Origin of the sequence: Massilia sp. IC2-477 (assembly GCF_020707265.1) — a bacterium.
Taxonomy (GTDB): Bacteria; Pseudomonadota; Gammaproteobacteria; order Burkholderiales; family Burkholderiaceae_D; genus Telluria.
Genome location: NZ_JAJFEQ010000003.1, coordinates 513,606 through 538,047, shown reverse-complemented (window position 1 = coordinate 538,047; position 24,442 = coordinate 513,606). Strand labels below are relative to the sequence as shown.

The following is a 24,442-nucleotide window of genomic DNA, read 5'->3' as shown; positions in this document are numbered from 1 at the left end:
TTAAAGCTGGGACAGCGGGACCTTGCCGGCCTCGTCGTCGGCGCCGAGCTCGGCGATCAGGAGATCGAGGTTGCGTTCCAGCTGGCCCAGGGTCGCGCCATCCAGGCTGGCGAGGGCGTCCGGCAGCACGCCGGCGAAGGGCATGGGGGCGCGCTGCAACACTTCCTGTCCGGGCGGGAGCACGTGCAGCGCGACCGTGCGGCGGTCGGCGCCTTCGCGGCTGCCGCTGACGTAGCCGCGCTCGACGAGGCCGCGCACCAGGTTGCTGGCGGTCGACTGGTGGATGTCGAGTTCGCGCGCGAGGCCGGTGGCGCCGATGCCGGGGTACTGCTGGATCACCGACAGCGCCCATAATTGCGCGCCGCCGACGCCCGCTTCGCGCTCGACCTGGCGGAAGTGGGTCTTGACGGCGTTGAACACGATACGGAACTGGCGCAGGACGCGCATTGGCTGGGCATCCAGCGCGGATGGCGGCTGGGCTGGCGAAGCGGGGACGGGATTTTCGGGCATGGCGCGATCATAGCGGAAATCCGCTTTGCCGGCAGCCGGGGTACTGCCGGGCCCGGCCTTTGCGCACCCGTAACGTGGCGCGGCCCCAAGCGCCTTGGGCTAGGATAGGGAAATGAATCGGCTGTTCGCCCATCCGCTGTTCCGGCGGCGGCGCATCGTGTCGCGCGCCGCCCTGGCGACCTCCCTGGCCGGCTTCGCGCTGACGGCCGCGCTGTTCGGCGTGGCGCGCGAGCTGGAGGCGGAGAGTGCGCGCGTCGATTTCGAGCGCCGCGCCGCGGTGCGCACGGCGGCCGTCACGCGCGCCTTCGGCGAAGCCGTGCACGATCTGCGCGCGCTGAACCTGCTGTTCGTGGCCGGCAAGGGCGAGGTCTCGCGCGACGCCTTCGATGCGTTTGCCCAACCGCTCGCCGCCGGTAACGGCTACCTGGTCGCGCTCGAGTACCAGCGCTTTGTCGACGGCGCCGCACGCGCTGCCTTCGAGGCCGAACGGGCGCGCTTCTGGCCCGGCTTCGCCATCCGCGAGCGCACTGCCGACGGGCGCCTGGTGGTGGCGCCGCCGCGCCAGCGCTATCTCGTCAACGATTACGTGGTCCCGATCGCGTCCAATGGCAGCGTGTTCGGCTACGACCTCTGGTCCAGCCTTGAGGAACGCGCCTACAGCCAGCGCGCCATCGATGCCGGGACGCCGACCGCCAGCCCGCTGCTGCGCCTGGTACAGGGCGACGGCGCGCTGCGCGGCATGCTGGTGGTGATGCCGGTATACCGCCCCGGCGCCGACCTGTCGAGCGTGGCGGCGCGGCGCGCGGCGGTGCTCGGCCAGGCCGCCGTGGTGATCGACACCGGGCTGCTGGTGGGCGGCAGCCTGCATGCCGCGCACCTGCTGGCGGTGGACGACTTTGCGCTGACGCTGTACGGTCGGAGCAGCGCCGGCGAGCGCGTCGCGGTGTTCCACCATCCTGGGGCGCCGCCCGCGCAGTCCGGCCTCGAGCGCTGGCTCGGCGAAGGGCCGGACGCCATCACGACCCGCTTCGACGTCGCCGGATCGCAGTGGGAAATGCGCGCGGTCCGCCTGGCGCGCGGACTCGACAGCCAGGTCGGCTCGCTGTCGATCCTCGGCTACGGCTGCGTATTGAGCCTGGCGGTCGCCTTCCTGGTGCAGCAGCGCAGCGCGCGCACGCGGCGCATCGAGTCGCTGGTCGAGCGCCGCACGGCCGACCTGGCCCTGACCGCCGGGGCGCTGCGCCTGCACCAGCGCGCCATCGAATCGGCCGCCAATCCGATCCTCATGGTCAGCGCGACCCGCCCGGGCTATCCGATCGAGTACGCCAACCCGGCCTGCGAGCGCACTCTCGGCTATGGCCCCGGCGAACTGGCCGGCAAGCCGCTCGCCGCCCTGGCGCGCGCCGACAGCGAGGAGCCCGGGCTGGAAGAGCTGCGCCAGGCGCTCTACGAATGCCGCAAGGCCCATGCGCTGGTGCGCCAGGCCACCCGCGACGGCCGCGAGCTGGTCAGCGAGGTGTATATCGCGCCGGTCAACAACGCCCAGGGGGCGACCGAGCATTTCGTGGTGACCACCTACGACGTCACCGTCGCCAAGCGCTACGAGGCCGAACTGGCGCACCGGGCGCGCTACGACAGCCTGACCGGCCTGGCCAACGGGGCGCTGCTGCTCGACCGCATCGAGCGCGCCCTGGCGACCGCCGGCAACGCCCCGGTCTGGCTGGTCGCACTCGACATCGACCACTTCAAGCTGGTCAACGACACGCTCGGCCGCCGCATCGGCGACGAGGCCTTGCGCGCGATCGCGGCCCGCGTGGCCGCGTCGATCCGCCAGGCCGACACGGCGGCGCGCACCGGCGGCGACAACTTCATGCTGGTCCTGGTCGGCTATGCCGACGAACGCCAGGCAGCGGCGCGGGTGCAGGCCGTGCGCGACGCCATCGGCGAACCCTTGCAGATCGAGGAGCACACCCTGGTGTTCGGTTCCAGCGCCGGGGTGGCCGGCTACCCGGCCGACGGCCGCGATCCGGAAACCCTGGTCAAGCACGCCGAGCTGGCGATGTACCGCACCAAACAGCTTGGCCGCAATGCCGTGCACTTCTACGCGCCGCACATGAATGCGCACGCCAGCGACCGCCTGGCCCTGGAAGGCGCCCTGCGCGGGGCCTTGCGCGAGGACCAGTTCGAGCTGTATTTCCAGCCCCAGGTCGACCTCGGCAGCGGCAGGGTGGTGGGCACCGAGGCCCTGATCCGCTGGCGCCACCCGCACTTCGGCACCGTCCGGCCGGAGCGCTTCATCGCGCTGGCCGAGGAGACCGGGCTGATCGTGCCGATCGGCGCCTGGGTGCTGCACACCGCCTGCCGCCAGAACGTCCGCTGGCAGCGCGCGGGCCTCGGGCCGCTGCGCATCGGCGTGAACCTGTCGGCGCGCCAGTTCGCCGAACCCGACCTGGTGCAGACCGTGCGCAGCGTACTCGACGAGACCGGCCTGCAGGCCGATTCGCTCGAGATCGAGCTCACCGAGAGCATGATGATGGCCGATGTCGAATCGGCCATCGAGACCATGCACTGCCTGAAGGCGATGGGGGTCAAGCTCTCGATCGACGATTTCGGCACCGGCTACTCGAGCCTGGCCTACCTGAAGCGCTTCCCGGTCGACGTGCTGAAGATCGACCGCTCCTTCGTGCACGACAGCGTGCTCAGCCGCGACGGGGCGGCCATGGTGGACGCCATCATTTCGCTGGCGCACGGGCTGCGCATGCAGGTGATCGCCGAGGGCGTCGAAACCCTGGAGCAACTCGACTACCTGCGCGGCTGCGGCTGCGACGAAGTCCAGGGCCACATCTACGCGCGCCCGGAGCCGGTGCAGATGGTCGAGCCGCTGTTGCGCCAGGGCAGGGTGGAGCCCAGCCCGGTCCAGGCTTGAGCACGCCGCGCAAGCCGGACCGTGGTGGCGGCGCCGGTCAGCTATACTTGCTCCAAAGTCAAGGCGCACACGCAAGGGCGCCGCACACGCATTCGCAGCAAGGATTTCTATAGTGGACCAGGAAGAAAAGACCGATACCCAGCCGCGCCCGGAGGGAAGCGCCCAGGATGCTTCGCGCCGCGCCGCGCTCGGACAGCACGGCCGGCGCCTGTTCGAAGGCGCCCGCGGCCGCGCCCAGGCCGGGTATTCGATGGCGCAGGCGCGCCTGCGCGACCGGTCGCGCGCCGAACAGGTCCTGCTCATCGGCCTGTGGACGGCGGCGGCCGGCCTGATGGCCTTCTTCCTCTATCTGGTGCTGCTGATTCCGCTCACCCCCGGCATCGACGACCTGCGCCAGGCCAGCACGGCGCGCCCCAGCGTCATCCTGTCCGCCGATGGCAAGGAACTCGGCACCTTCGAAAAGGGCCTGCAGGAGCGGGTCAAGCTGTCGCAGATCTCGCCGCACGTGATCAAGGCCCTGATCTCGACCGAAGACCACCGCTTCTATGACCACCACGGGGTCGACTTCCGGCGCGTGGCCGGCGCCCTGGTGGCGACGCTGAAGGGCGACGCCCAGGGCGGCTCGACCATCACCCAGCAGCTGGCGCGCAATATGTTCCCCGAAGAGATCGGCCGTGCGCGCAGCCTGAACCGCAAGATGAAGGAACTGATCACCGCGATCAAGATCGAGAACACCTACAGCAAGACCGAGATCCTGGAAGCCTACCTGAACACGGTGCCTTTCCTCTACAACGCCTACGGCATCGAGATGGCGGCGCGCACCTATTTCGGCAAGCCGGCCGCGCGCCTGGACGTGCTGGAAGCGGCCACCCTGGTAGGCATGCTCAAGGGCACCCACTACTACAACCCGGTCGCCAATCCCGAGCGCTCGAAGGCGCGCCGCAACGTGGTCCTGTCCCAGATGGCCAGACACGGCGCCTTCAGCGAAGAGCGCTACCGCCAGCTGGCCAAGCGCCCGCTGCGGGTGCGCTTTGCGCGCCTGAACGACCGCAGCGGCAAGGACGACCACTTCACCGCCTACGTGCGCAAATGGCTGCTCGACTGGGCCGAGGAGAACGACTACGACCTGCAGCTCGACGGCCTGGTGGTGCACACCACGCTCGACATGGAACTGCAGGCGGCGGCGGTGAAGGCGGTGGAACGCCAGTCCAACACGCTGCAGGCGATCGCCGACGTCGAATGGGCCTACCAGGGCATGCCGCGCTCGACATCGAGCGGCATGTACACCTCCATGCGCGACGAGGTCGATCCCTTTGCGTATTACTGGAGCTCGCACGCGCGCGAACTGGACGCCTTTGTGCGCGAAAGCGCCGAATACCGGCGCGCCGTGGAAGACGGCGAAGCCCCGGCCGAGGCCCTCAAGCGCTTCAAGGGCGACCGCAGCTTCATGCGCGAGCTGAAAGCGGCCAAGTCGCGCCTGGAAGCGGGCTTCGTGGCGATGGATCCGCACACCGGCGAGGTACGCGCCTGGGTCGGCAGCCGCAGCTTCGAGCGCGACCAGTTCGACCACGTGGCCCAGGCCCTGCGCCAGCCCGGCTCGACCTTCAAGCCGATCGTCTACGCCGCCGCGCTGGAAGCGGGCATTCCGCCCGAACAGACCTACCGCGACGTGGTACAGGACATCCGGGTCGGCGGCACCGTCTGGCGTCCGACCGACATGTCGGGCTCGAGCGGCGGCATGATGAGCATGCGCGACGGCCTGGTGTATTCCAAGAACACCATCACCGCCCAGGTGATGCAGCAGGTCGGCGTGGACCCGATCGTGCGCCTGGCCCAGGGCATGGGCATCCGCCAGAGCAAGCTGTCGGCCGTGCCTTCGCTGGCCCTGGGCACCAGCCCGGTGACCCTGCTGGAAATGGTCAGCACCTACAGCACCATCGCGGCCCAGGGCGACTACCGCAAGCCGGTATTCGTGCGCCGGATCACCGACCGCGAGGGCAAGACCATCGCCGATTTCGCGCCGGAGGCGCCGCAGCGCGCGCTGTCGCAGGATGCCGCGACCACCCTGATCGACATGCTGCGCGGGGTGGTCAACCGCGGCACCGGCGGCGGGGTGCGCTACCGCTTCGGCATCTACGGCGACGTGGCCGGCAAGACCGGCACCACCCAGAACAATACCGACGGCTGGTTCATCCTGATGCACCCGAACCTGGTGGCGGGCGCCTGGGTCGGCTTCAACGACAACCGCGTCAGCATGCGCAGCAGCTACTGGGGGCAGGGCGGCCATAATGCGCTGCTGCTGGTGGGCGACTTCATGAAGTCGGCCTTCGAAACGGGCAGGCTGGACCCGAACGCGCTGCTTCCGGGCGGCCGTCCGCCGCCGCCGCGCCGTGTCGAGGAGCCGGAAGAATATATCGAGGAAGGCCCGGGCGAACTCGAGATCGAAGGCATGTCGCCCGAGTCCGAAGTGCCCGACCCGGCCCCGATCGAGGACGAGCCGGCCCCAAGCGAGCCGCCGCCGGCGCCGGTCCAGACCGCGCCGCCTCCTTCATTGCCTGAGGTGCCGCCGCCTCCGCCGACTAATGGCGAGGAAGTGTTCTAAGGCGCGTCCTTGAGCAAGGGGTAGGGATTGACCGCGCCGTCCATGCCGTACACGCCATAGTGCAGGTGCGGCGGCGTGGTCCTGGCATTGCCGGTATTGCCGACATAGCCCAGCACCCGTCCCTGTTCCACCCGCATGCCCGGCGCCACGTCGGAGTAACGGTCGAGGTGGGCGTAATAGTGGCGTTGCCCGCCGGGCCCCAGCACCCATACCACCTGGCCGCCGAGGCGGTTCGTTCCCACCCGCAGCACGATGCCTTCGGTGGCGGCCTGCACCGCGGTGCCGCGCTTCGCAAAGATGTCGATCCCTTCGTGACGGCGCCCCTCGCTGCGGCTCGCATGCCAGGTGTCGCGCAGCTGCCTGGGACGCACGCCGGAGACCGGCATGGCCAGCACGCTGGGCGCCGGCATCGCGGTGAGACGCATCGCATACACGGCGTGGCGCAGCCAGGGACCGAGCAGGCCCCAGGCGGCGAGGAGTATGACGGCCAGCAATAGACTGCGCAGGAGGCTTCGCATGGTGCCTGATCCCTATGTGGCAGGAATACCGGACAGATATGGGCGGGTACACGGATTCCCAGCCCGCGCGCTTGGCGTGCGCTTCAGGCCGGGTCGAGCGTCGGCTGGGCAGTGACGGGATGGGGACCGCCGGCGCCCGCTGCCTCGCGCAGCGGGAACACCACGGTGAAGGTACAGCCCTTGCCGTGGCCGGCGCTGTGGACGGCTACCTTGCCGCCGTGCAGCGCGCTGAGTTCCTTGACAAGGGCCAGGCCGAGGCCGAGACCGCCCTGGGCGCGGTCGATGCTGGTCGGGCCCTGCACCAGCACGTCGAAGATCACCGGCAACAGTTCGGGCGCCAGGCCGACGCCGGTGTCGCTGACTTCCACCATGACCTGCCTGCCGTCCACGACGCTGCAGCGCACCGCGATGCTGCCGCCGGCCGGGGTGTACTTGATGGCGTTGTGCAGCAGGTTGTCGACGATCTGTTCGAGGCGGGTGCGGTCGCCGTCGACCCAGCTCGGGGCTAGCGCGACTTCCCACTGGTGGTTGCCGGCGTCGACCAGGCGCTTGGCTTCGACGCAGGCGCGCAGCACCTCGGCCAGGTCGACCGGGGCGCGCTGCAGCACGATCTTGCCGGACAGGATGCGCTGGACGTCGAGCAGGTCGTCCACGATGCGGGTCAGGTGGCGCATCTGGCGCCGGCTGATCTCGCGCGCATTGGCGGCCAGTTCCGGCTTGACGTTCGGCATCTCCAGCACGCTCATGGCGCCGGAGATCGCGGCCAGCGGATTGCGCAGCTCGTGGCCCAGCATGGCCAGGAAATTGTCCTTGGCCCGGCTCTGGGCTTCGGCGCTGCGCCGGGCGCGCTGCTCGCTCAGCAGGAGCTGTTCGCGCTCGTGCTGCAGGGCCTGGCGCGCCGTGCTCTCGCGCACCAGGGCTTCGCTGGTAAAGTGCAGGCCGTCGAGCAGGGCGTCGACTTCGTCGACCTTGGTCGGACGCGGCCGCGCGATGGCGCCGCGCGCCAGCGAATTGGCGACGCTGCCGGCCTGCTGCAGGGCGGCCGAGAGCTTGTTGCCGAAGAAGGTGGCGATCAGGACCGCCATGCCCATCAGGAGGACCAGGGCCACGGTGGCATAGGTGGCGGCGGTACGAGCGGCCGCTTCGATGTCGGCCACCGGCACGCCGATCACGACGGTCCAGCCGCTCACCGCCGCGCGCGTGTACACGCCGTAGACCTCGGTACCTTCGTGGGTGGTGTGGCGCAGCACGCCGCTGCCGGCATGCAGGGCCGCGGTGCGCATGTCAGGATGCATGGGCTTGCCGGCCGCCTGGGCGCCATGGTTGCGTGCGATGGCAATGCCCTTGGCGTCGAAGACGCCGACCAGCCAGCGCGGGTCGAGCGCGTTGCTGGCGAACACGCGCTCGAAGTAGCGGGCGTCGAAGATCTGGCTTACCACGTGGCGCGTACCTGCGCCGGGGGCGGACGGCATGTCGACCGACACCACGCCGCGCTGCGAAGTGGAGCCGACGAAGTAGTTGGTGACGCGGGGCTTCCCGTCGCCGAGCACCTGGTCCACGAAGCCGAGGTTAGAGCCTTTCAGCGGCGTGCCGAAGGGGCGCAAGGTATTGAAGATGACCTGTTTGTTTTCGTCGACCAGCGTGGTCCAGGACAGCGCTTCGCCTTCGTTCAGGCGGGTCGCCAGCCGGTACACGCGCGGATAATTTTGTTCAGACAGCGCTTCGGAATTGGCGATGACGCGCAGCAGCGCTTCCTTGACGGCGATCTCGCGGTCGACCAGCAGGGCAGTGGCGCGGGCCGTTTCCTGCACCCGGTGGATGCGCGACTCGCGCTCCCAGTCGAGCAGCATGGACACGCCGATCCAGAACGCGAGCGCCACCGGAACCAGGATGGCGGCCGCCATCAGAAACAGGTAGGTGCGGGTTTTCATGCGGGCATTGGATCGGCAAACTCAAGGGCCGCCATTGTGAAATGGCAATGGGGGCAAGCTTATCAGAAGCGCCACCCCTGCGCTTGGCTTTCTTCATCCACGCCCGCGGAACTACAGGATCGGCGTGCCTCCGGTAACGGCGATGCGCGCACCCGAGATGTAGCTGGCCTGGTTCGAAGCCAGCAGCACGTAGACCGGGGCCACTTCCGCTGGCTGGCCGGGCCGCTTCATCGGCACCTGCTGGCCGAAGCTTTCCACCTGGTCGGGCGGCATGGTAGACGGGATCAGGGGCGTCCAGATCGGCCCTGGCGCCACGGAATTGACGCGGATACCTTTCTCCGCCAGCAGCTGGGCCAGGCCGGCGGTGAAGTTGGCGATCGCGCCCTTGGTGGTGGCGTAGGCCAGCAGGGTCGGCTTCGGGTTGTCCGAATTGATCGAGGTGGTGTTGATAATCGACGAACCCGACGGCATGTGCCGCACCGCCGCCTTGCAGATGTGGAACATGGCCGTGATGTTCACCTTGAAGGTGTAGTCCCATTCCTCGTCCGGGATTTCCTCGATCGAGTCGTGGGTCATCTGGAACGCCGCATTGTTGACCAGCACGTCGATGCGGCCGAATTCCTGCACCGCGCGGTCCACGATGGCGCGGCAGTGGGCGGCGTCGGCCAGGTCGCCCGGCACCAGCACCGCCTTGCGTCCCGCTTCCTCGACCAGGCGCGCGGTCTCCTTTGCATCCTCGTGCTCGTTGAGATAGGCGATCAGGACGTCCGCGCCTTCGCGCGCAAAGGCGAGAGCGACGGCACGACCGATGCCGCTGTCGCCGCCCGTGATGACCGTTGCCTTGTCCTTCAGCTTGCCCGAGCCGACATAGCTGGTTTCACCATGGTCGGCCTTCGGGTTCAGCTGCGATTCAAGACCCGGCGGTTGCTGTTGCTGCTTCGGCTGGTTCATCGTGTTTCCTTCCGTGTCAGTGTTTCACGTAGCGTGGCTGGGTGTCGCCGCGCGCGTCTTCGTTCGCGGCCGACTCGGTGCTGCGCACCCCGCGCCCGTCCGGCGCTTCCTGCAGCAGCACGTGCTGGGCGCGCGGCGCCGTCGAGATGCCGAGCTCCTCGAACATCTGCATGGCGTCGAGGTTGATCGCCTGCTGGGTGTCCATGTACAGGTTGTAGTCGACGTCGAGCATGGTGTAGACAATCTCGTACTCGATCCAGTTCTGGTCCACCGTCTTGAGGTGGGCGCGGTCGAAGCGCACCTTGTCACGCTTGCCGATGATCTCGCCCAGCAGTTGCGGCACGCGCGCGGCCAGCTCGCGCGGGGTGGTCGGGCTGGCGCGCAGTGTGAACTGGATCCGACGCGTCGTCATGCGGCGGTAGTTGTAGACGGTTTGGCGCAACAGTTCCGCATTCGCGATGATGATCTGTTCGCCGCCCAGGGCGCGCACGCGAGTCGTCTTCAGGCCTACGTGCTCGACCGTGCCTGAAAAGTCGTCGACCGTGATCGAGTCGCCCACCTCGAAGGGCTTGTCGACCGCGATCGACATCGAGGCGAACAGGTCGCCCAGGATGTTTTGCACCGCCAGCGCGATCGCCACGCCGCCGATGCCGAGGCTGGCGATGAAGGTGGTGACATTGATGCCGAGGTTGGACAACATGGCCAGCACGAACACCACCCAGACCGTGGTCTGCAGCAGCCAGATCACGACCGTATGCGCGACGGTGACCTGATGGTCGACGCCGCCCGGCTTGCGGCCGTGGGTGAGGAAATAGCGGCGCGAGCCGATTTTCACGGCGCGGTGCATGAACATGGCGATCTGGATGCCGAGCGTGAAGAACCACAAGTGGCTCAGGCGCGTATTCCAGGGTTCGGGCAGGTCCAGCACCGACAGGCCGATCAGGATGGCAGTGGCGATGATGGCCAGGGTGCCGGTGCGCGCCAGGGTCTTGCTCAGGATCTGGGCCAGGGTGCCGTGCCGGCGGTCTTCGCTCAGGCGTCCCAGGCGCCGCCGGAACAGGATCAGGCCGCCGTGCATGAGCGCATAGCTGGCCAGGGCCGCGCCGAGCGCGAACAAGGCGTTCGCCAGCGTGATGTCGAGCGAGGCGAAGAAATTGTGGATGTTTGCGTAGAAATTATTCAAACCGGACTCCTGTAACGGGCCGGCGCCGGCCGCGCGTGCCGGAAAAGACGGGTGGGGCATGCGGCAGGCGGCGCACGGGTGCAGCCGCACCGGTGGCGGTGCTGCAATGAGCGGACCTGGGTTGAGCGGGTTCGCGGAAAGACGGGCGAAGCGGGTGCTGCGGACCGGGACCTGCAGTGCAGGCCCCGGCGCGGGCCATGCGGCCCGTGGATCAGTGACGCTTCAGGTGCTCGCGCACGGCTTCGGCGCTCGGGCCGACCTGCTTGACGGCGCGTTCCAGCTCTTCCTTGCTCACGCCCAGGGCTTCGGTCCAGTGGCGCACTTCCCATTCCTCGTTGACATTGATGCGGGCACGGTCTTGCGAGCCACGGTTTTGCAGGTTGTCAGACATGATTGTCTCCTTGTTCACATTTACCTGAGGCCAGAGTGCCAGCCCCGACCGATGTGTTCCGTACGGTGTTTCACGTAAGAGGCGCTTATCGACCAGGAATCGACCCGCAGGGCCGTGCCAGTGGCAACTTTTTGAGGTACGCTTGCAATATCAACACCATACCGGCAACAAGAGGAGGAGACCCGCATGTCCGCACCCTATGAAACCGCCCAGCCCGAGCGCAGCGCCGTCGACGCCATGCCGGGCACCGTGATGCTCGATTTCGGCGCCAACTGGTGCGGCTACTGCCGCGCCGCCGAGCCCCTGATCGACGAGGCCGTGTCCGGCAACGGGGCAGTGCGCCACCTGAAGGTGGAAGACGGCCCGGGCCGGCCGCTCGGACGCTCCTTCCGCATCAAGCTGTGGCCGACCGTGGTCGTGCTGAAGGACGGCCAGGAAGTGGCGCGCGTGGTGCGCCCGGTGTCGAGCGACGAAGTGCGCGTGGCGCTGGCCCAGGCCGGTGCAGCATGACCGGTCCAGCAAGCCACGTACCCGCCAACAAGCCGCGCACCGTCCTGTTCGCGAGCCTGATCGGCACCACCATCGAGTTCTACGACTTTTATATCTATGCCACCGCCGCGGTGCTGGTGTTTCCGCGGCTGTTCTTCCCGGCCGCCGACCCGGCCGCCGCCACGCTGCAGTCGCTGGCCACCTTTGCCATCGCCTTCTTCGCGCGCCCGGTGGGCTCGGCCGTGTTCGGCCACTTCGGCGACCGCATCGGCCGCAAAGCCACCCTGGTGGCAGCCCTGCTCACCATGGGCATCTCCACCGTCCTGATCGGCCTGCTGCCGACCTACGCCTCGATCGGCACCCTGGCGCCGCTGCTGCTGGCCCTGTGCCGCTTCGGCCAGGGCCTGGGCCTGGGCGGCGAGTGGGGCGGGGCGGTGCTGCTGGCGACCGAGAACGCGCCGCCGGGCAAGCGTGCCTGGTACGGCATGTTCCCGCAGCTGGGCGCCCCGATCGGCTTCTTCCTGTCGGGCGGCACCTTCCTGCTGCTGGGCCAGCTGATGCCGGATGAGGATTTCTTCAGCTACGGCTGGCGCATTCCCTTCCTCGCCAGCGCGCTGCTGGTGCTGGTGGGCCTCTACGTGCGCCTGAAAATCACCGAAACGCCGGACTTCCAGAAGGTGCTGGACCGCGGCCACCGGGTCAAGGTGCCGGTCCTGGCGGTGCTGCGCGAGCACCGGCGCGCCCTGGTGCTGGGCACCATCATTGCGCTGGCCACCTTCGTGGTGTTCTACCTGATGACGGTGTTCGCGCTGAGCTGGGGCACGACCAAGCTCGGTTTCTCGCGCCAGCAGTTCCTGACCCTGCAGCTGGTCGCCGTCGTGTTCTTCGGCCTGACCATCCCGCCCTCGGCCCTGCTGGCCGACCGCCACGGGCGGCGCACGGCGATGATCTTGGTCAGCGGCGCGATCGCCCTGTTCGGGCTGCTGTTCGGGCCGCTCTTCGGCGCCGGCACCCTGGTGGCGGTGGGCAGCTTCATGGTGCTCGGCATGTGCCTGGTCGGCTTCACCTATGGCCCGCTGGGCACCCTGCTGGCCGAGCTATTCCCGGCCGAGGTCCGCTATACGGGGGCGTCGCTGACCTTCAATTTCGCCGGGATCTTGGGCGCGTCGCTGGCCCCGTATATCGCGATGTGGCTGGCCACCAACCATGGCCTGCCCTGGGTCGGCTACTACCTGACGGCGGCTGCGCTGCTCAGCCTGCTGGCCTTGCTGGCGGTCGGCAGCAAACCAACGCGCGCAGAGGTGTAAATACTGCTTGCGGGAATGCATATGCTTGTACCAAAATGCTTCGATACATATGCATTTGGGAAATCATGCAGCAGGCAGACCTCCAGCAGATCGCAGCGCTCGAACGCGAAGCGCAGCAGGCTTCCTCCCGGGGCGACGCGCGCCGCGCCGGCCAGTTATGGCAAAGCATCCTGGTGCGCGCCCCCGACCACCCGCGCGCGCTGCGCTCGCTTTCGCACCTGGCTTTCCAGGGTGGCGACCTGGCGCAGGCCCGCAAGCTGCTCGATCGTCTGGTCACGGTGGACGGACGCGAGGTGCAGCAGTGGCTGAACCTGTCCGTGGTCTGCCTGGCGATGGGCGACGAAGCTGCGGAAGAAGCGGCGATCCGCGGCGCCCTGACGGTCGACCCGTATGACCTGGTGGCCCTGGTGCTGCGCAGCCGCCTGTGCATCCGCCAGGGGCGGCGCCAGGAAGCGGCCGGCGCCTGCGCCGCGGTGGCGGCGGTGGCGCCGCCCCTGCACACGATCGCGCCCGACCTGCAGCCGGCGGTGCGCGAAGCGCTCGACTGGCATGAGGCCTACCAGCGTGAGTTCGGCGCCTTCCTCGACGATTACCTGACACCGTTCTACCGCGAACTCGGCGGCGAGCACGGCAGCCGCGAACTGCGCCGTTTCCGCGAATCGGTGGACGTGATGACCGGCCGCAAGCGCCGCTACGATCCCCAGCCGCAGCTGTTCCACTACCTGGGCCTGGCGCCCGCGGCCTTCTTCGAGCGCGAAGACTTTCCCTGGCTGGACGAGTTCGAGGCAGCGACCGGCGCGATCCGCGACGAGCTGCTGGGCGTGATGACCGGGCAGGATGGCTTCACGCCCTATATCAACTATTCGGATGACCAGCCGCTGGCCCAATGGGCCCAGCTGAACCGCAACCTGGACTGGAGCGCCTTCCGCCTGATCGACAACGGCGCGCCGGTGGAGGAGAACGCAGCGCGCTGCCCGCGCACGATGGATCTCTTGGCGCGCGCGCCCCAGCCCGACCAGCCCGGCCGCACCCCGAGCGCGATGTTCTCGATCCTGAAGCCGCGCACCCGGATTCCGCCGCATACGGGCGTGAGCAACGTGCGCCTGGTGACGCACCTGCCGCTGGTGGTGCCGCCGGGATGCGGGTTCCGGGTCGGGAACGAAGTGCGCGAATGGGAAGTGGGGAAGGCCTGGGTGTTCGACGACACGATCGAACACGAAGCCTGGAACGACAGCGGGGAACTGCGCGCGGTGCTGATCTTCGATATCTGGCACCCGCACTTGTCCGCCGCCGAGCGGGCGATGATCACGGCCATGGCGGCCGGGATCAATGCCTTCACGAAGACCGGCGGCGGCTACGGCCTGTGAGCGCGGCGCGGGCTCAGAACGAATAGACCATCGTCAGCGAGGTCTGGGTATCCGTGTTCTTCTTGCCGGGCGTGACGCTGGTGTCGTTGCGGGCGCTGAAGCCGGCCTTCATCTGCATCGTCGAATTGATCTTGGTGCTGAGCGAGGCCTCGGCGACCGAGCGGGTATTCGAGGTGCCTTTCTCGACGCTGACGGTCTGAGCAAAGAATGCCGAAGGGCTGACGCGCCAGCGGAACTGGGCCGCGCCGCGCACCGTCAGGCCGCTTTCTTCTTCACCGGTGGCGCGCTCGCCCGCGAAATAGCCCGGGCCGATCTCGACGTCGAGGGTCTGGGTGCCGTTGTTGAGCCACTGCGATCCATGACCGACCGCGAAGGAGGAATAGCGGGTGTAGGCGCCGAAGCGGTCGATGACGTGCGAGCCGATCACGAAGGCGCGTCGGCCTTCGCCCAGCAGCTTGAGCGAGGCCTTGGCCGAGGCGGCGAAGCGCTCGGCTGATTTACTGCGCTCGATGTTGCCCTCGTCGTCCTCGTATTCGTCTTCCTTGAAGAAGCCGCTCACGATGAATTCGTGGCTCCAGTGCGCCGTCTCATGGCGGGCGTCGATCTTGCCCGTGACCGAGGTGCCGGTGGTGTTGCCCGAGGTCGTGATGGCGCCCAGTTCCGCCGAGGTGAACCAGGCGCCTTCGGCAAGCTGGGGCCGGCTCACGGAAAGTGGTGCATGCACGTCGCCGACGGGCGGCATATCGATCTCGGCCAGGGCCAGGCCGGGGAAGCTCAGACTGAGGGGCGCGCAGAGTGCCAGGAAGCGGAGAGGTTTCATAAGCATCGTGTTGCCGACAAGATGCGCGACATTGTAACGCAAAGACGGCAGGAAACGATGCTTTCCGACACATTTATCGTAGGGTGGGCGGCTTTGCCGCCCACGCGGCGAGCTGCTGCCTGTCACGGCGTGGGCGGGGAACCCGCCCACCCTACGTGCCGATATAGACGATCTTGAATGTGAACAGCGCGGCAATCACCCACACCACCGGCGCCACCTCGCGCGCGCGGCCGGTGAGCAGCTTGAGCACGGCGTAGCTGATGAAGCCGAAAGCGATGCCTTCCGCGATCGAGAAGGTGAAGGGCATCACCAGGGCCGTCACGGCGGCCGGGATGCTCTCCGTCGAATCGCCCCATTCGACTTCGCCCAGGTCGGACAGCATCAGGCAGGCCACGAACAGTAGCGCTGGCGCGGTGGCATAGGCCGGGACCACGCCGGCCAGCGGCGCGATGAACAGGCAGGCCAGGAACAGCACCGCCACCGTCAGCGCGGTGAGGCCGGTGCGCCCGCCCGCCTGCACCCCGGAAGCGCTCTCCAGGTAGGCGGTGGTGCTCGAGGTGCCCAGCACGCTGCCGGCCACGATGGCGCCGCTGTCGGCCAGCAGGGCCTTGTTGAGGCGATCCATCTTGCCCTCGACCAGCAGGCCGGCGCGGCGCGCCACGCCCATCAGGGTGCCGGTGGCGTCGAACAGCTCGACCAGGAAGAACACCAGCACCACGTTCAGGATGCCGACTGATAACGCACCCTGGATGTCGAGCTGCAGCAGGGTGGGGGAGATCGAGGGCGGGGCCGAGAACACGCCCTTGTAGGTATTCCCGCCGAAGAAGAAGGACAGCACTGTCACCAGCACGATCCCGATCAGGATCGCGCCCTTTACCCGCAGGCGGTCGAGCGCGACGATGGCGAAGAAGCCGACGATGGCCATGACCGCTTCCGGCTTGTGCAGGTCGCCCGCCTTGACCAGGGTCGGTTCGCTGGCCACCACGATGCCGGCGTTCTTCAGCGCGATCAGGGCCAGGAACATCCCTAAGCCGACCGTGATCGCGACCCGCATCGATTTCGGGATGCCGTTGACGACCATGCCGCGCAGGCCGAGCAGGGAGACCAGGATGAACAGGCAGCCCGAGATGAACACCGCGCCCAGCGCCGCCGGCCAGGCCACGCCCATGCCCAGCACCACCGCATAGGCGAAGTAGGCGTTCAGGCCCATCCCGGGCGCCATCGCGATCGGGTAGTTGGCGTACAGGCCCATCACCGCGGTGCCGAGGGCGGCCACCAGGCAGGTGGCGACGAACACCGACTCCTTGGGCATGCCCGCATCCCCCAGGATCGAGGGATTGACAAAGATGATGTACACCATCGTCAGGAAGGTGGTCAGGCCGGCCAGCAGTTCGGTGCGCACGTCCGTGCCGCTTTGGGTGAGCTTGAAGAATCGGTCGAGCATCGGGGGCTCCCAGGTTGTCTTGGCTGAAGCATAACACTGGGAACAGGGTGCGCGCGCCCCCATGACAATGCGCTAACATGGCATCTCCAACATCACAGAAACACGTTCATGCCCAAGAATAAGCGCCCGCTGCCCCGTACCTCGAACAACCCGCGCGAGCCGGACACTGCACACCTGGCCCAGGAACTGGCCGACCTGGCCCTGGCCATTGCCGAGCGCGAGGAAGCGCCCGGCTTTGGCAGTGCCGACGAACGCGAGGAAGAACTACTGGTCTCCGTGCGCAAGCTGCTGCGCAAGAAGCGCGACGAAGCGCTGTACGAGGCGATCGAGCTGGCGCGCTACACCGATCCGGAAGCCTGCCGCCTGCTGCGCGGGCGCATCGAGGAAGAAGCCGCCAACCTGCGCCTGCGCCGCGACGACGGCAGCGAATACGAGATCGACGCCTTCCTGATCCCGCTGTTCGTGCGCAGCCCGGGCGGCCTGCAGGAGGGGCAGGGCTTCCAGGACGGCGAGGCCTTCGAGCTGCTCGCCAACAGCTTCCATCCGGCCGGGCTGGAGAGCGCCGGCGGCAAGCTGGTGCTGCTGCAGCACGCCTACGACCTGGCCGAGATCGACCACATCTCGTACTCGACCCTGCAGGAGATGCTGCGCGAAGCGGCGGCTTCGCTGCTAGAGAAGAAACTGCAGCCGGCGCCGACCATCGAAGCCAGCATCCGCGGCTGGACCGGCGAACGCTTCGCGCCCGACGAGTCGGCGCTGGAACTGCGCTTCCTGCTGGGCTTCTCGCTCAAGCGCACGGACGACCCCTTCTATGCGGTGCCGGGCGACGAAGCCGGCGCCGATGCCTGGTACGCCGCACGCGAGGAGCGCTACCGTGCCTGGACCCGGGGCGCGGCGCCCCTGGTGCGCCGCCTGCTGGCTGCCGACCCGGATGCGATCCACGTCGACTTCCTGTACCAGGACCTGTTCTATGGCGCCAAGGAGCAGGGGGTGAGCGAGCTGACAACGCTGGGCATCCTGTCGGACGTGGCGCGGACCCTGAGCGAGAAGGACCTGGCGCCGGACCGCGTGCACGCCGCGGTGGCGCCGCTCGACGGCGGCGAGCACATCACCCTGCGCATCAACCTCTACGCGCTCGACGGCGGCAGCCCCTGGGGCAGTGTCGACAGTCCGGTCGACCTCGCCGCCGACCTCGGGGCCGAGATCGACAACCTGTGCGACGCGCTGCTCTCGCTCGGCCTGGAAGGGGTATCGATCGCCGAGGGCTTCAGCGAGGACGGCCACCCGGAAGGCGCCGAACCCTACCAGCCGGAGTAGGGCGGGGCGGATGGGTTGGGTATGGGCCGCTTTCCTACTACCTCGACAGTAGCCGCGGGGCCGCGGGCCGCCCTGTCCGGCGCACGCTTCCCAGAATGAGAACCGCGCATTGCGTGGATTGCCTCGGGTCGTTTCCGGGGCATTTTCATGCTCGAGGACGGTAAAAAACGCGTTGACTTTTCGTAGTGGTTCTTCTTGTATGGATGTAGGAAGCGCCCTACACAAGTTCACCCGACCGTCAGCGCTCCTCTATGAGAGCGCCGTGTAACATCTGGTTGCAATATTTCCCATTGAAAATGTTGCAATGCATAAATGAAAATATTGGGAAATTTGCATGTTACGATTCGGGGGTCCGGTGCGCTGATACGCGTTTCCGGGGACTGGCACTGAGAGAAAAACCTGCCAGGCTTTGCCAACAACTATAGCGCCCCGAAGGCGAAAGGAATTGAATATGCCGACCTTGATCGTGTTTTGCCACCTCCGTTGGGACTTCGTTTTCCAGCGCCCACAGCACCTGATGACCCGTCTGGCGGAACACTACGATATCCTGTTTGTCGAGGAACCGGTGTACAGCGAAGGAGAGGCATACCTGAAGAAGACGGCGGTGGCGCCGAACATCACGGTGTGCCGTCCGCATACCGCGATCCATGCGCCAGGCTTCCATGACGACCAGCTCCCGACCCTGCAAACCCTGCTGGCCGACCTGGTGCCCGGCGGCGAACAGCCGATCGTCTGGTTCTACACCCCGATGGCCCTGCCGCTGCTGCAAGGCCTGAACCCGTCCAAGATCGTGTACGACTGCATGGACGAACTGGCGATGTTCAAGAACGCACCGAAGCAGCTGCTGCAACGCGAAAGCGCGCTGCTGAACATGGCCGACGTGGTCTTTACCGGCGGCCCGAGCCTGTACCAATCCAAGCGCGACCGCCACGCCAACGCCCACTGCTTCTCGAGCAGCGTCGACGCCAAGCACTTCCGCCAGGCTCAGGACCGCGATATCTCGCATCCGGACCAGGAACACATCCCCCATCCACGCCTGGGCTTCTACGGCGTGATCGACGAGCGCCTCGACGTCGAGCTGGTCTCGAAGATGGCCGACGCCCATCCTGAATGGCAGATCGTGATGGTCGGCCCGGTCGTGAAGATCGACCCGGCCTCGCTGCCGAAGCAGCCGAACGTGCACTACATGGGCCAGCGCGGCTACGACCAGCTGCCGCAGTTCCTGGCCGGCTGGGATGTCTGCCTGCTGCCGTTCGCCATGAACGACTCGACCAAGTTCATCTCGCCGACCAAGGTGCTGGAGTATATGGCAGCCGAACTGCCGGCTGTCTCGACCCCGATCACCGACGTCAAGGTCCCGTACGGCGACGTGGTGGCCGTGGCCGCGACCGCGGAAGAATTCATCGCCGCCTGCGAACGCCAGCTCGCGCTCACCGAAACCGAGCGCCAGGCGATGGCCAAGCGCATGCGCGAAGTGGTCGCCGGCACCTCCTGGGACCTGACCGCGTCCCGTATGCACGAGCTGATCGAACAGGCCGTCCCGGGCCGCCACGCGCGCCTGCCGGCCGCCCCGGACGCCGCCCGCGCGGACGTGCTGCCGGTGAAATCGGCCAAGGTGCCGGTCGCGAAGACGGCCTGACAGGGTAAGCGGCCAGCGCGCGGGTGACCGGGCGCTGGCTGGCGACGGCGCGGCGGCGGTTCCCTCGGGGGCCGCCGCCGTGTTCTTTTCTGCTCCATCTTGTCGTAGGGTGGTCGGCTATGCCGACCGCGCGTCCAAAACAAGCCAGCATCACGGCTGCTCATACCCTTGCTGCACGCGCGGTCGGCAAGCGTGATCTGGTCCACTGGACCAGATCACCCCTACAAAAACAACCGGCGGAGCATCCTGGGATGCTCCGCAGGCCTTGATGGTGCTGCGACGTTCAGGCGATCCGCTTAGCGGTTGCCGCCACGTCCGCCGCCGTTGCCGCCGCCATTGCCACGATTGCCGCTCTGCTGGTTGCCGTCATTCTTGTGGCTCATGCGGCCGGCCTCGCGCGCTTCTTCCGAAGTGAACTCGTGGGCATTGCCCGATGCGTGGGCGGCGCGGCCGCCCTGCGAAGCGATTTCGCGCTGGCGCTGCGGGTCCATCGAGGCGAAGCCGCGGTTGCTGGAGCCGCCGCTTTGCGAGTTGCCGCCGCTGCCGCTCTGTGCGCTGCCACGGTTGCCGCCGCCGGATGCGCGGCCGCCCTGCGAGGCGACTTCACGCTGCTCCTGCTTGTCCATGGAGGCGAAGCCGCGCTTGCTGTTGTTTCCCTGGTTGTTCGATGCCATGATTGATCTCCTTTATCGATGACAGGGTTGGTAGGTAGCCCTTCCTCCTGCGCCCCGCGTCCTGCGTGGCGTGTTCCGGAAGAGGTGAGACCATCATAGGCCAGCGGTCTCGGCCGGGGTATAGGACTGTCCGGCCCGGCGCTGTAGGACCGCTCCGGCGCATACGAACGGGGCCTAATGCTTTGTCAGAACGCCAGCGGCATCGGCCGGCGGCCAGCCTCCGGCCGGGTCGCGGTGGTCGGCCACGCGCACCACCGACAGCGGGTGCGCGAACTGGATGCCCTCGCGCTGGAAGGCGCGGTAGATGTGCAGCAGGATGTCCTGCTGGGCGTCCATGTGCAGGATGTAGTCCGGGCTCTTGAAGTGGTAGACCACCTCGAAGTCGAGCGACCAGTCGCCGTAGCGGAAGAAGTGGGCGCGCTCGAAGTTGACGTCGCTGCGCGCCGCGACGATGTCTCGGATCATGGCCGGGATCGCCGTCACCTGGGCTTCGCTGGTGCCGTAGGCCACGCGCAGCACAAAGGCGACGCGGCGCGATTCCATGCGCTTGTGGTTGTGGATCCGGCTCCTGAGCAGCTCCCCGTTGGAGAACACGATCTGCTCGCCGCCCAGGCCGCGCAGGCGCGTGGTCTTCAGGCCGATGTATTCGACCGCGCCAAGGGCATCGCCGACGATGATGAAGTCGCCGACTTCGAAGGGCTTGTCGAGCATGATCGATAGCGAGGCGAACAGGTCGCCGAGAATGTTCTGGGTGGCCAGGGCCACCGCGATGCCGCCGATGCCCAGGCTCGCCACCAGGGTGGTGATGTTGAAGCCGAAGTTATCCAGCATCATGAGGAAGGCCACGGTCCACACCACCAGGCGCAGCATGAAGAACAGGATCGTGCTGGAAGCCTTGCGCGCGCCGTCGCCCGGCGTGGCAAGCAGCTGGCTGCGCCAGCCGCGCAGTGCGGTGTCGCCCCAGATGCCCAGCTGCAGGACCAGTCCGGCCACCGCGATGCGCGACACCACCAGGCGCCAGCTTTCCGGCATCACCAGGAAAATGCTGCCGAGGTAGATGCCGATCGCCAGTTGCGGCGTGATGAAGGTGCGGCGCAGCATCTTGACTACCAGGTCGTCGACCCGGGTGACGGTGCGCTGCGACAGGTCGCCCAGGCGGCGCAGGACGATCATGCGCAAGAAGAACATCGCCGCGGTCGCGCCGATGCAGACGCCGAGGGCCAGCGCCCAGTTTTCCAGATCATTATTGTGCAACAAGAATTCCATCCGCTACCCCATCTGCATGACAGCCAAAAGGGGACAGTGTGCGGTCCGGGCGGCTTGCGGCGCGCACAATTGACAGTGCCCGTGGCCGGCCGATACAGTAAGTCCACCACATTACCCAAGCTGCCCGCGGGCGGCATCGCATGGCCAAACATACCGTCTCCTGCGGCACCCTGATCGTCAACCCGCGGCGCGAGCTGCTGCTGTGCCACGTGACCCACACACCGAAATGGGATATCCCGAAGGGCATGCGCGACCCTGGCGAGACCGAGCTGGAAGCGGCGATGCGGGAACTGCGCGAAGAAACCGGCCTGCTGTTCGAGGCTGCGGCCTTTCGCGAGCTCGGCCCCTTCGCTTACCGCCGCGACAAGCGCCTGCACCTGTTCATGATCGAATCCGGGCCCGGCCTCGACAGCCTTGCGCACCTGCACTGCAGCACGAGTTTCCCGCACCACGTGACGGGCGTGCCGACGCCCGAGATGGACGGCTACCGCTGGGCGAGGCGCGACGAAGTGGGCGGCCTGTGCTGGCCGCGCATGGGCGAAGTGCTGCTGTCGATCGACTGGTGAAACATCGCCGTACGTAGGGTGGGCGGATCTTCCGCCCACGCGGTCAAGCAGCAAAGTCCTCTACCGCGTGGGCGGAGAATCCGCCCACCCTACATCAAGGCAGGTGCCCGAATCTCAGCCCAATCTCAGGCCAGCACTTCCTCGATCGCCGCCGTGGTGGCGGGCTTGGTGAGATGGTGGTCAAAGCCGGCGCGGGCGGTGCGCTCGCGGTCGGCCGCGCCGCCCCAGCCGGTCAGCGCGACCAGGCGCACCCCGGCGTAGGCCGGCTCGCTCCGGATCGCGCCGGCCACGTCGTAACCGGACATCCCCGGCATGCCGAGGTCGAGGAACACGACTTCGGGCTGGAACCCGGCCATCATGCGCAGCGCCTGGTGGCCGTCGTTGGCGACCAGGGCCTGGTGCCCGAGCTGGCCGAGCACGGCCGCCAGGGTCTCGGCGGCGTCGCGGTTGTCGTCGACCACCAGCACACGCCGCACGGGGCGCTCGCCGGCAGCGCCGGGCGCCGGGCCGGATGCAAGGGGAGGCTCCTCCGGCGCGGCCGCCAGCGGCAGGCGCACCGTGAACACGCTGCCGGCATTGGTGCCGGCGCTGGCCGCGTGCACGCTGCCGCCGTGCAGCTCGACCAGGCTGCGCACCAGCGACAGCCCGATTCCGAGCCCGCCGGCGGCGTGACGGCGGCCTTCGCCGATCTGGGTGAACATGGTGAATACGTCTTCCAGGCGCGCCGGATCGATGCCGATGCCGTTGTCCGACACCGCGATCACCGCATCAACGCCGTCGCGCTCGGCCGCCAAGACGATGCTGCCGCCGCGCGGCGTGTAGCGGGCCGCGTTGTTGAGCAGGTTCGACACCACCTGGGTCAGGCGGGTGGCGTCGGCGTCCACCACCAGCGCCTCATGAGGCATGCGCAGGTCGATGTGGTGGCGCGCCGCCTCGATCAGCGGCATGCTGGTCTCGACCGCCGCCGACAGCACGCCGGCCAGGTCGATGCGCTCGCGCTTGAGCGCGATCTGGCCGCGCGTGATGCGGGCCACGTCGAGCAGGTCGTCGACCAGGTGGACCAGCTGGCCGAGCTGGCGGTCCATGATCTCGTGGATGCGCGCCACCGCGGCCGGGTCGGCCCTGGGGCCGCCTTCGCTGCGGATGAACTGCAGGCCGCTGCGCAGCGGGGCCAGTGGATTGCGCAGCTCGTGGGCGAGGGTGGCCAGGAACTCGGTCTTGATCCGGTTCGCTTCCTCCAGGTCGGCCGCCATCTTGCGCAGCGCTTCCTCGCCCTTGCGGCGCTCGGTGATGTCGTTGAAGACCACGGCCACGCGGTGCTGCTCGGGCGGGCCGATGCGGCCGGCGTACACGTCGAACCAGCGACCCAGCTCGCGTGCCTCGTTCATGTAGCGCACCGGTTCGCCGGTGGCGACCACGCGGCCGTACAGGTCGAACCAGTGGCGCTCCAGGCGCGGCGCCAGCTGGCGCACGGTGCGGCCGACCGCGCCGACCAGGCCGGTATGCTTCTCGAAGGCCGGATTGGTCTCCAGGAAGCGGTAGTCGCAGGGCTGTCCGGCACTGTCGTACAGCATCTCGATCACGCACACGCCCTCGTCGATCGAGTCGAACAGGGTGCGGTAGCGTTCTTCGCTCAGGCGCAGCTGCTGTTCGGCTTCGAACTGGCGCGAGGCGTCGATCACCACGCCGCGCATGCGCCCCGCGCCGCCGACGGGGCCGCGTACCACGTTGCCGCGTGCGATCACCCAGCGCCAGCCGCCCTCTGCGCGCACCCGGAAGGTGGCGTCGTAGGGCGCACCGCGCGCCACCGCGTCCGCCAGCAGGGCCTCTACCCGCGCCAGGTCGTCGCGGTGGATCGCCTCGAAGAAGCGCGTGGCCGGTGCGCCTTCGCGCAGCGCCTCGGGTACGCCGAACAGCTCGGCCATGCGGGTGTCGCCGATGACGAGGTCGGCCTCCATGTCCCAGGTCCAGATCGCCAGCTCGGCCGCCGCGATGATGGATTCCAGGCGGGCCCGCGCGTCAATCAGGGCCGCCTCGGCGCGGCGCCGCTCGGCCGTCGCCACGAAGGCGTCGATGTAGAAGCGCAGCTTGGCGCGCAGGATGACGGGGGACAGCGGTTCGGTCAGCACCGCGACGGCGCCGGCCTCGTACAGGGATTCGACCGGGAAGGCGGTGTCGCCTGGTACGCCGATCGCCACCAGCGGTGTATGGGCCGAGCGCCGCGTGGCGCGCACCTGGCGCACGGTGGCGGCCTGCGCCGCGGCGTCGCCGGCATAGCCGACCAGCACCAGGGCGAAGTCCTGGCGCGCTAGCCGCGCCAGCCCCTCGGCCGGCGAACGGGCATGCTCGATCGTTTCGCCGAGTTCGCTCGCGACGCGCTCCAGCACCTGGTCCGGGAGCGGGCGTTCGCAAATGAACAGCACGCTGGCGTGGCCAGGCGCCGTCAAGGGTGTCCCCAGCGGTGGGTTGATCGTCGCATGCGTGCTTCTCCTCGGTCTGGGCGTCAATCTACGGTCCCGATGCCTTCCTGTCAACGCCCGC

At 68.0% G+C, this 24,442-nt stretch carries 19 protein-coding genes; 8 read left to right on the top strand and 11 right to left on the bottom strand.

What is annotated here, in order from left to right:
• Positions 1-510 carry a MarR family winged helix-turn-helix transcriptional regulator gene (locus LK542_RS08580; protein ID WP_227811575.1) on the bottom strand — a complete coding sequence of 170 codons (510 nt, stop codon included), beginning with the start codon at positions 508-510 and terminating at the stop codon, positions 1-3.
• A 112-nt stretch (positions 511-622) separates the two neighbouring features.
• Between LK542_RS08580 and LK542_RS08575 the strand changes: the two genes are divergently transcribed.
• Together LK542_RS08575 and LK542_RS08570 are read left to right on the top strand one after the other, a co-directional pair.
• Positions 623-3,436 (top strand): EAL domain-containing protein, encoded by a 2,814-nt coding sequence (locus tag LK542_RS08575; protein WP_227811574.1) that lies wholly within the window; start codon positions 623-625, stop codon positions 3,434-3,436.
• A 112-nt stretch (positions 3,437-3,548) separates the two neighbouring features.
• On the top strand, positions 3,549-6,038 hold the full coding sequence (locus LK542_RS08570; protein WP_227811573.1) for a PBP1A family penicillin-binding protein: 2,490 nt from the start codon (positions 3,549-3,551) through the stop codon (positions 6,036-6,038).
• Here the strand turns inward: LK542_RS08570 and LK542_RS08565 are convergent.
• The 5 genes from LK542_RS08565 to LK542_RS08545 form a co-directional block, all read right to left on the bottom strand.
• Entirely contained in the window at positions 6,035-6,556 is a 522-nt protein-coding gene (locus tag LK542_RS08565) for a M23 family metallopeptidase (RefSeq protein ID WP_227811572.1), read from the bottom strand. The genes LK542_RS08570 and LK542_RS08565 overlap by 4 nt on opposite strands.
• An 83-nt stretch (positions 6,557-6,639) precedes the next feature.
• Positions 6,640-8,487 carry a sensor histidine kinase gene (locus tag LK542_RS08560; RefSeq protein WP_227811571.1) on the bottom strand — a complete coding sequence of 616 codons (1,848 nt, stop codon included), beginning with the start codon at positions 8,485-8,487 and terminating at the stop codon, positions 6,640-6,642.
• A gap of 111 nt (positions 8,488-8,598) precedes the next feature.
• Positions 8,599-9,438: an SDR family oxidoreductase gene (locus tag LK542_RS08555; protein WP_227811570.1), complete on the bottom strand. Its 840-nt coding sequence runs from the start codon at positions 9,436-9,438 to the stop codon at positions 8,599-8,601.
• A gap of 16 nt (positions 9,439-9,454) precedes the next feature.
• Positions 9,455-10,621 (bottom strand): mechanosensitive ion channel family protein, encoded by a 1,167-nt coding sequence (locus tag LK542_RS08550; protein ID WP_227811569.1) that lies wholly within the window; start codon positions 10,619-10,621, stop codon positions 9,455-9,457.
• A 211-nt stretch (positions 10,622-10,832) separates the two neighbouring features.
• Complete coding sequence (locus LK542_RS08545; protein WP_227803554.1) at positions 10,833-11,012, bottom strand: DUF3606 domain-containing protein; 180 nt, start codon at positions 11,010-11,012, stop codon at positions 10,833-10,835.
• A 186-nt stretch (positions 11,013-11,198) separates the two neighbouring features.
• Here LK542_RS08545 and LK542_RS08540 point away from each other — a divergent pair, with 186 nt between their 5' ends.
• From LK542_RS08540 to LK542_RS08530, 3 genes are all read left to right on the top strand, one after another.
• On the top strand, positions 11,199-11,522 hold the full coding sequence (locus tag LK542_RS08540; RefSeq protein ID WP_227803555.1) for a thioredoxin family protein: 324 nt from the start codon (positions 11,199-11,201) through the stop codon (positions 11,520-11,522).
• Entirely contained in the window at positions 11,519-12,808 is a 1,290-nt protein-coding gene (locus LK542_RS08535; RefSeq protein WP_227811568.1) for an MFS transporter, read from the top strand. Before LK542_RS08540 ends, LK542_RS08535 begins: the two co-directional genes overlap by 4 nt.
• 65 nt (positions 12,809-12,873) lie before the next feature.
• Positions 12,874-14,175: an aspartyl/asparaginyl beta-hydroxylase domain-containing protein gene (locus LK542_RS08530; protein WP_227811567.1), complete on the top strand. Its 1,302-nt coding sequence runs from the start codon at positions 12,874-12,876 to the stop codon at positions 14,173-14,175.
• Positions 14,176-14,188: 13 nt separating this feature from the next.
• Here the strand turns inward: LK542_RS08530 and LK542_RS08525 are convergent, their stop codons facing one another.
• Complete coding sequence (locus tag LK542_RS08525; RefSeq protein ID WP_227803558.1) at positions 14,189-14,995, bottom strand: YdiY family protein; 807 nt, start codon at positions 14,993-14,995, stop codon at positions 14,189-14,191.
• A gap of 151 nt (positions 14,996-15,146) precedes the next feature.
• Positions 15,147-16,439 carry an NCS2 family permease gene (locus tag LK542_RS08520; RefSeq protein WP_227811566.1) on the bottom strand — a complete coding sequence of 431 codons (1,293 nt, stop codon included), beginning with the start codon at positions 16,437-16,439 and terminating at the stop codon, positions 15,147-15,149.
• 108 nt (positions 16,440-16,547) lie between these two features.
• Between LK542_RS08520 and LK542_RS08515 the strand changes: the two genes are divergently transcribed.
• Positions 16,548-17,756, top strand: coding sequence for a hypothetical protein (locus LK542_RS08515; protein ID WP_227811565.1), 1,209 nt, complete (start codon positions 16,548-16,550; stop codon positions 17,754-17,756).
• 451 nt (positions 17,757-18,207) lie between these two features.
• Positions 18,208-19,395, top strand: a complete 1,188-nt coding sequence (locus LK542_RS08510) for a glycosyltransferase (RefSeq protein WP_227811564.1) — start codon at positions 18,208-18,210, stop codon at positions 19,393-19,395.
• 296 nt (positions 19,396-19,691) lie between these two features.
• Here the strand turns inward: LK542_RS08510 and LK542_RS08505 are convergent, their stop codons facing one another.
• Together LK542_RS08505 and LK542_RS08500 are read right to left on the bottom strand one after the other, a co-directional pair.
• On the bottom strand, positions 19,692-20,069 hold the full coding sequence (locus LK542_RS08505) for a KGG domain-containing protein (protein ID WP_267877538.1): 378 nt from the start codon (positions 20,067-20,069) through the stop codon (positions 19,692-19,694).
• 174 nt (positions 20,070-20,243) lie between these two features.
• A complete protein-coding gene (locus tag LK542_RS08500; protein WP_227811563.1) occupies positions 20,244-21,323 on the bottom strand; it encodes a mechanosensitive ion channel family protein in 1,080 nt (359 codons plus the stop codon).
• A gap of 152 nt (positions 21,324-21,475) precedes the next feature.
• On the opposite strand from LK542_RS08500, the gene LK542_RS08495 reads away from it, so the two are divergent.
• On the top strand, positions 21,476-21,901 hold the full coding sequence (locus tag LK542_RS08495; protein ID WP_227811562.1) for an NUDIX hydrolase: 426 nt from the start codon (positions 21,476-21,478) through the stop codon (positions 21,899-21,901).
• 125 nt (positions 21,902-22,026) lie between these two features.
• Here LK542_RS08495 and LK542_RS08490 read toward each other — a convergent pair whose 3' ends face one another.
• Positions 22,027-24,348, bottom strand: a complete 2,322-nt coding sequence (locus LK542_RS08490; protein WP_227811561.1) for an ATP-binding protein — start codon at positions 24,346-24,348, stop codon at positions 22,027-22,029.
• Between the last annotated feature and the right edge of the window lie 94 nt (positions 24,349-24,442).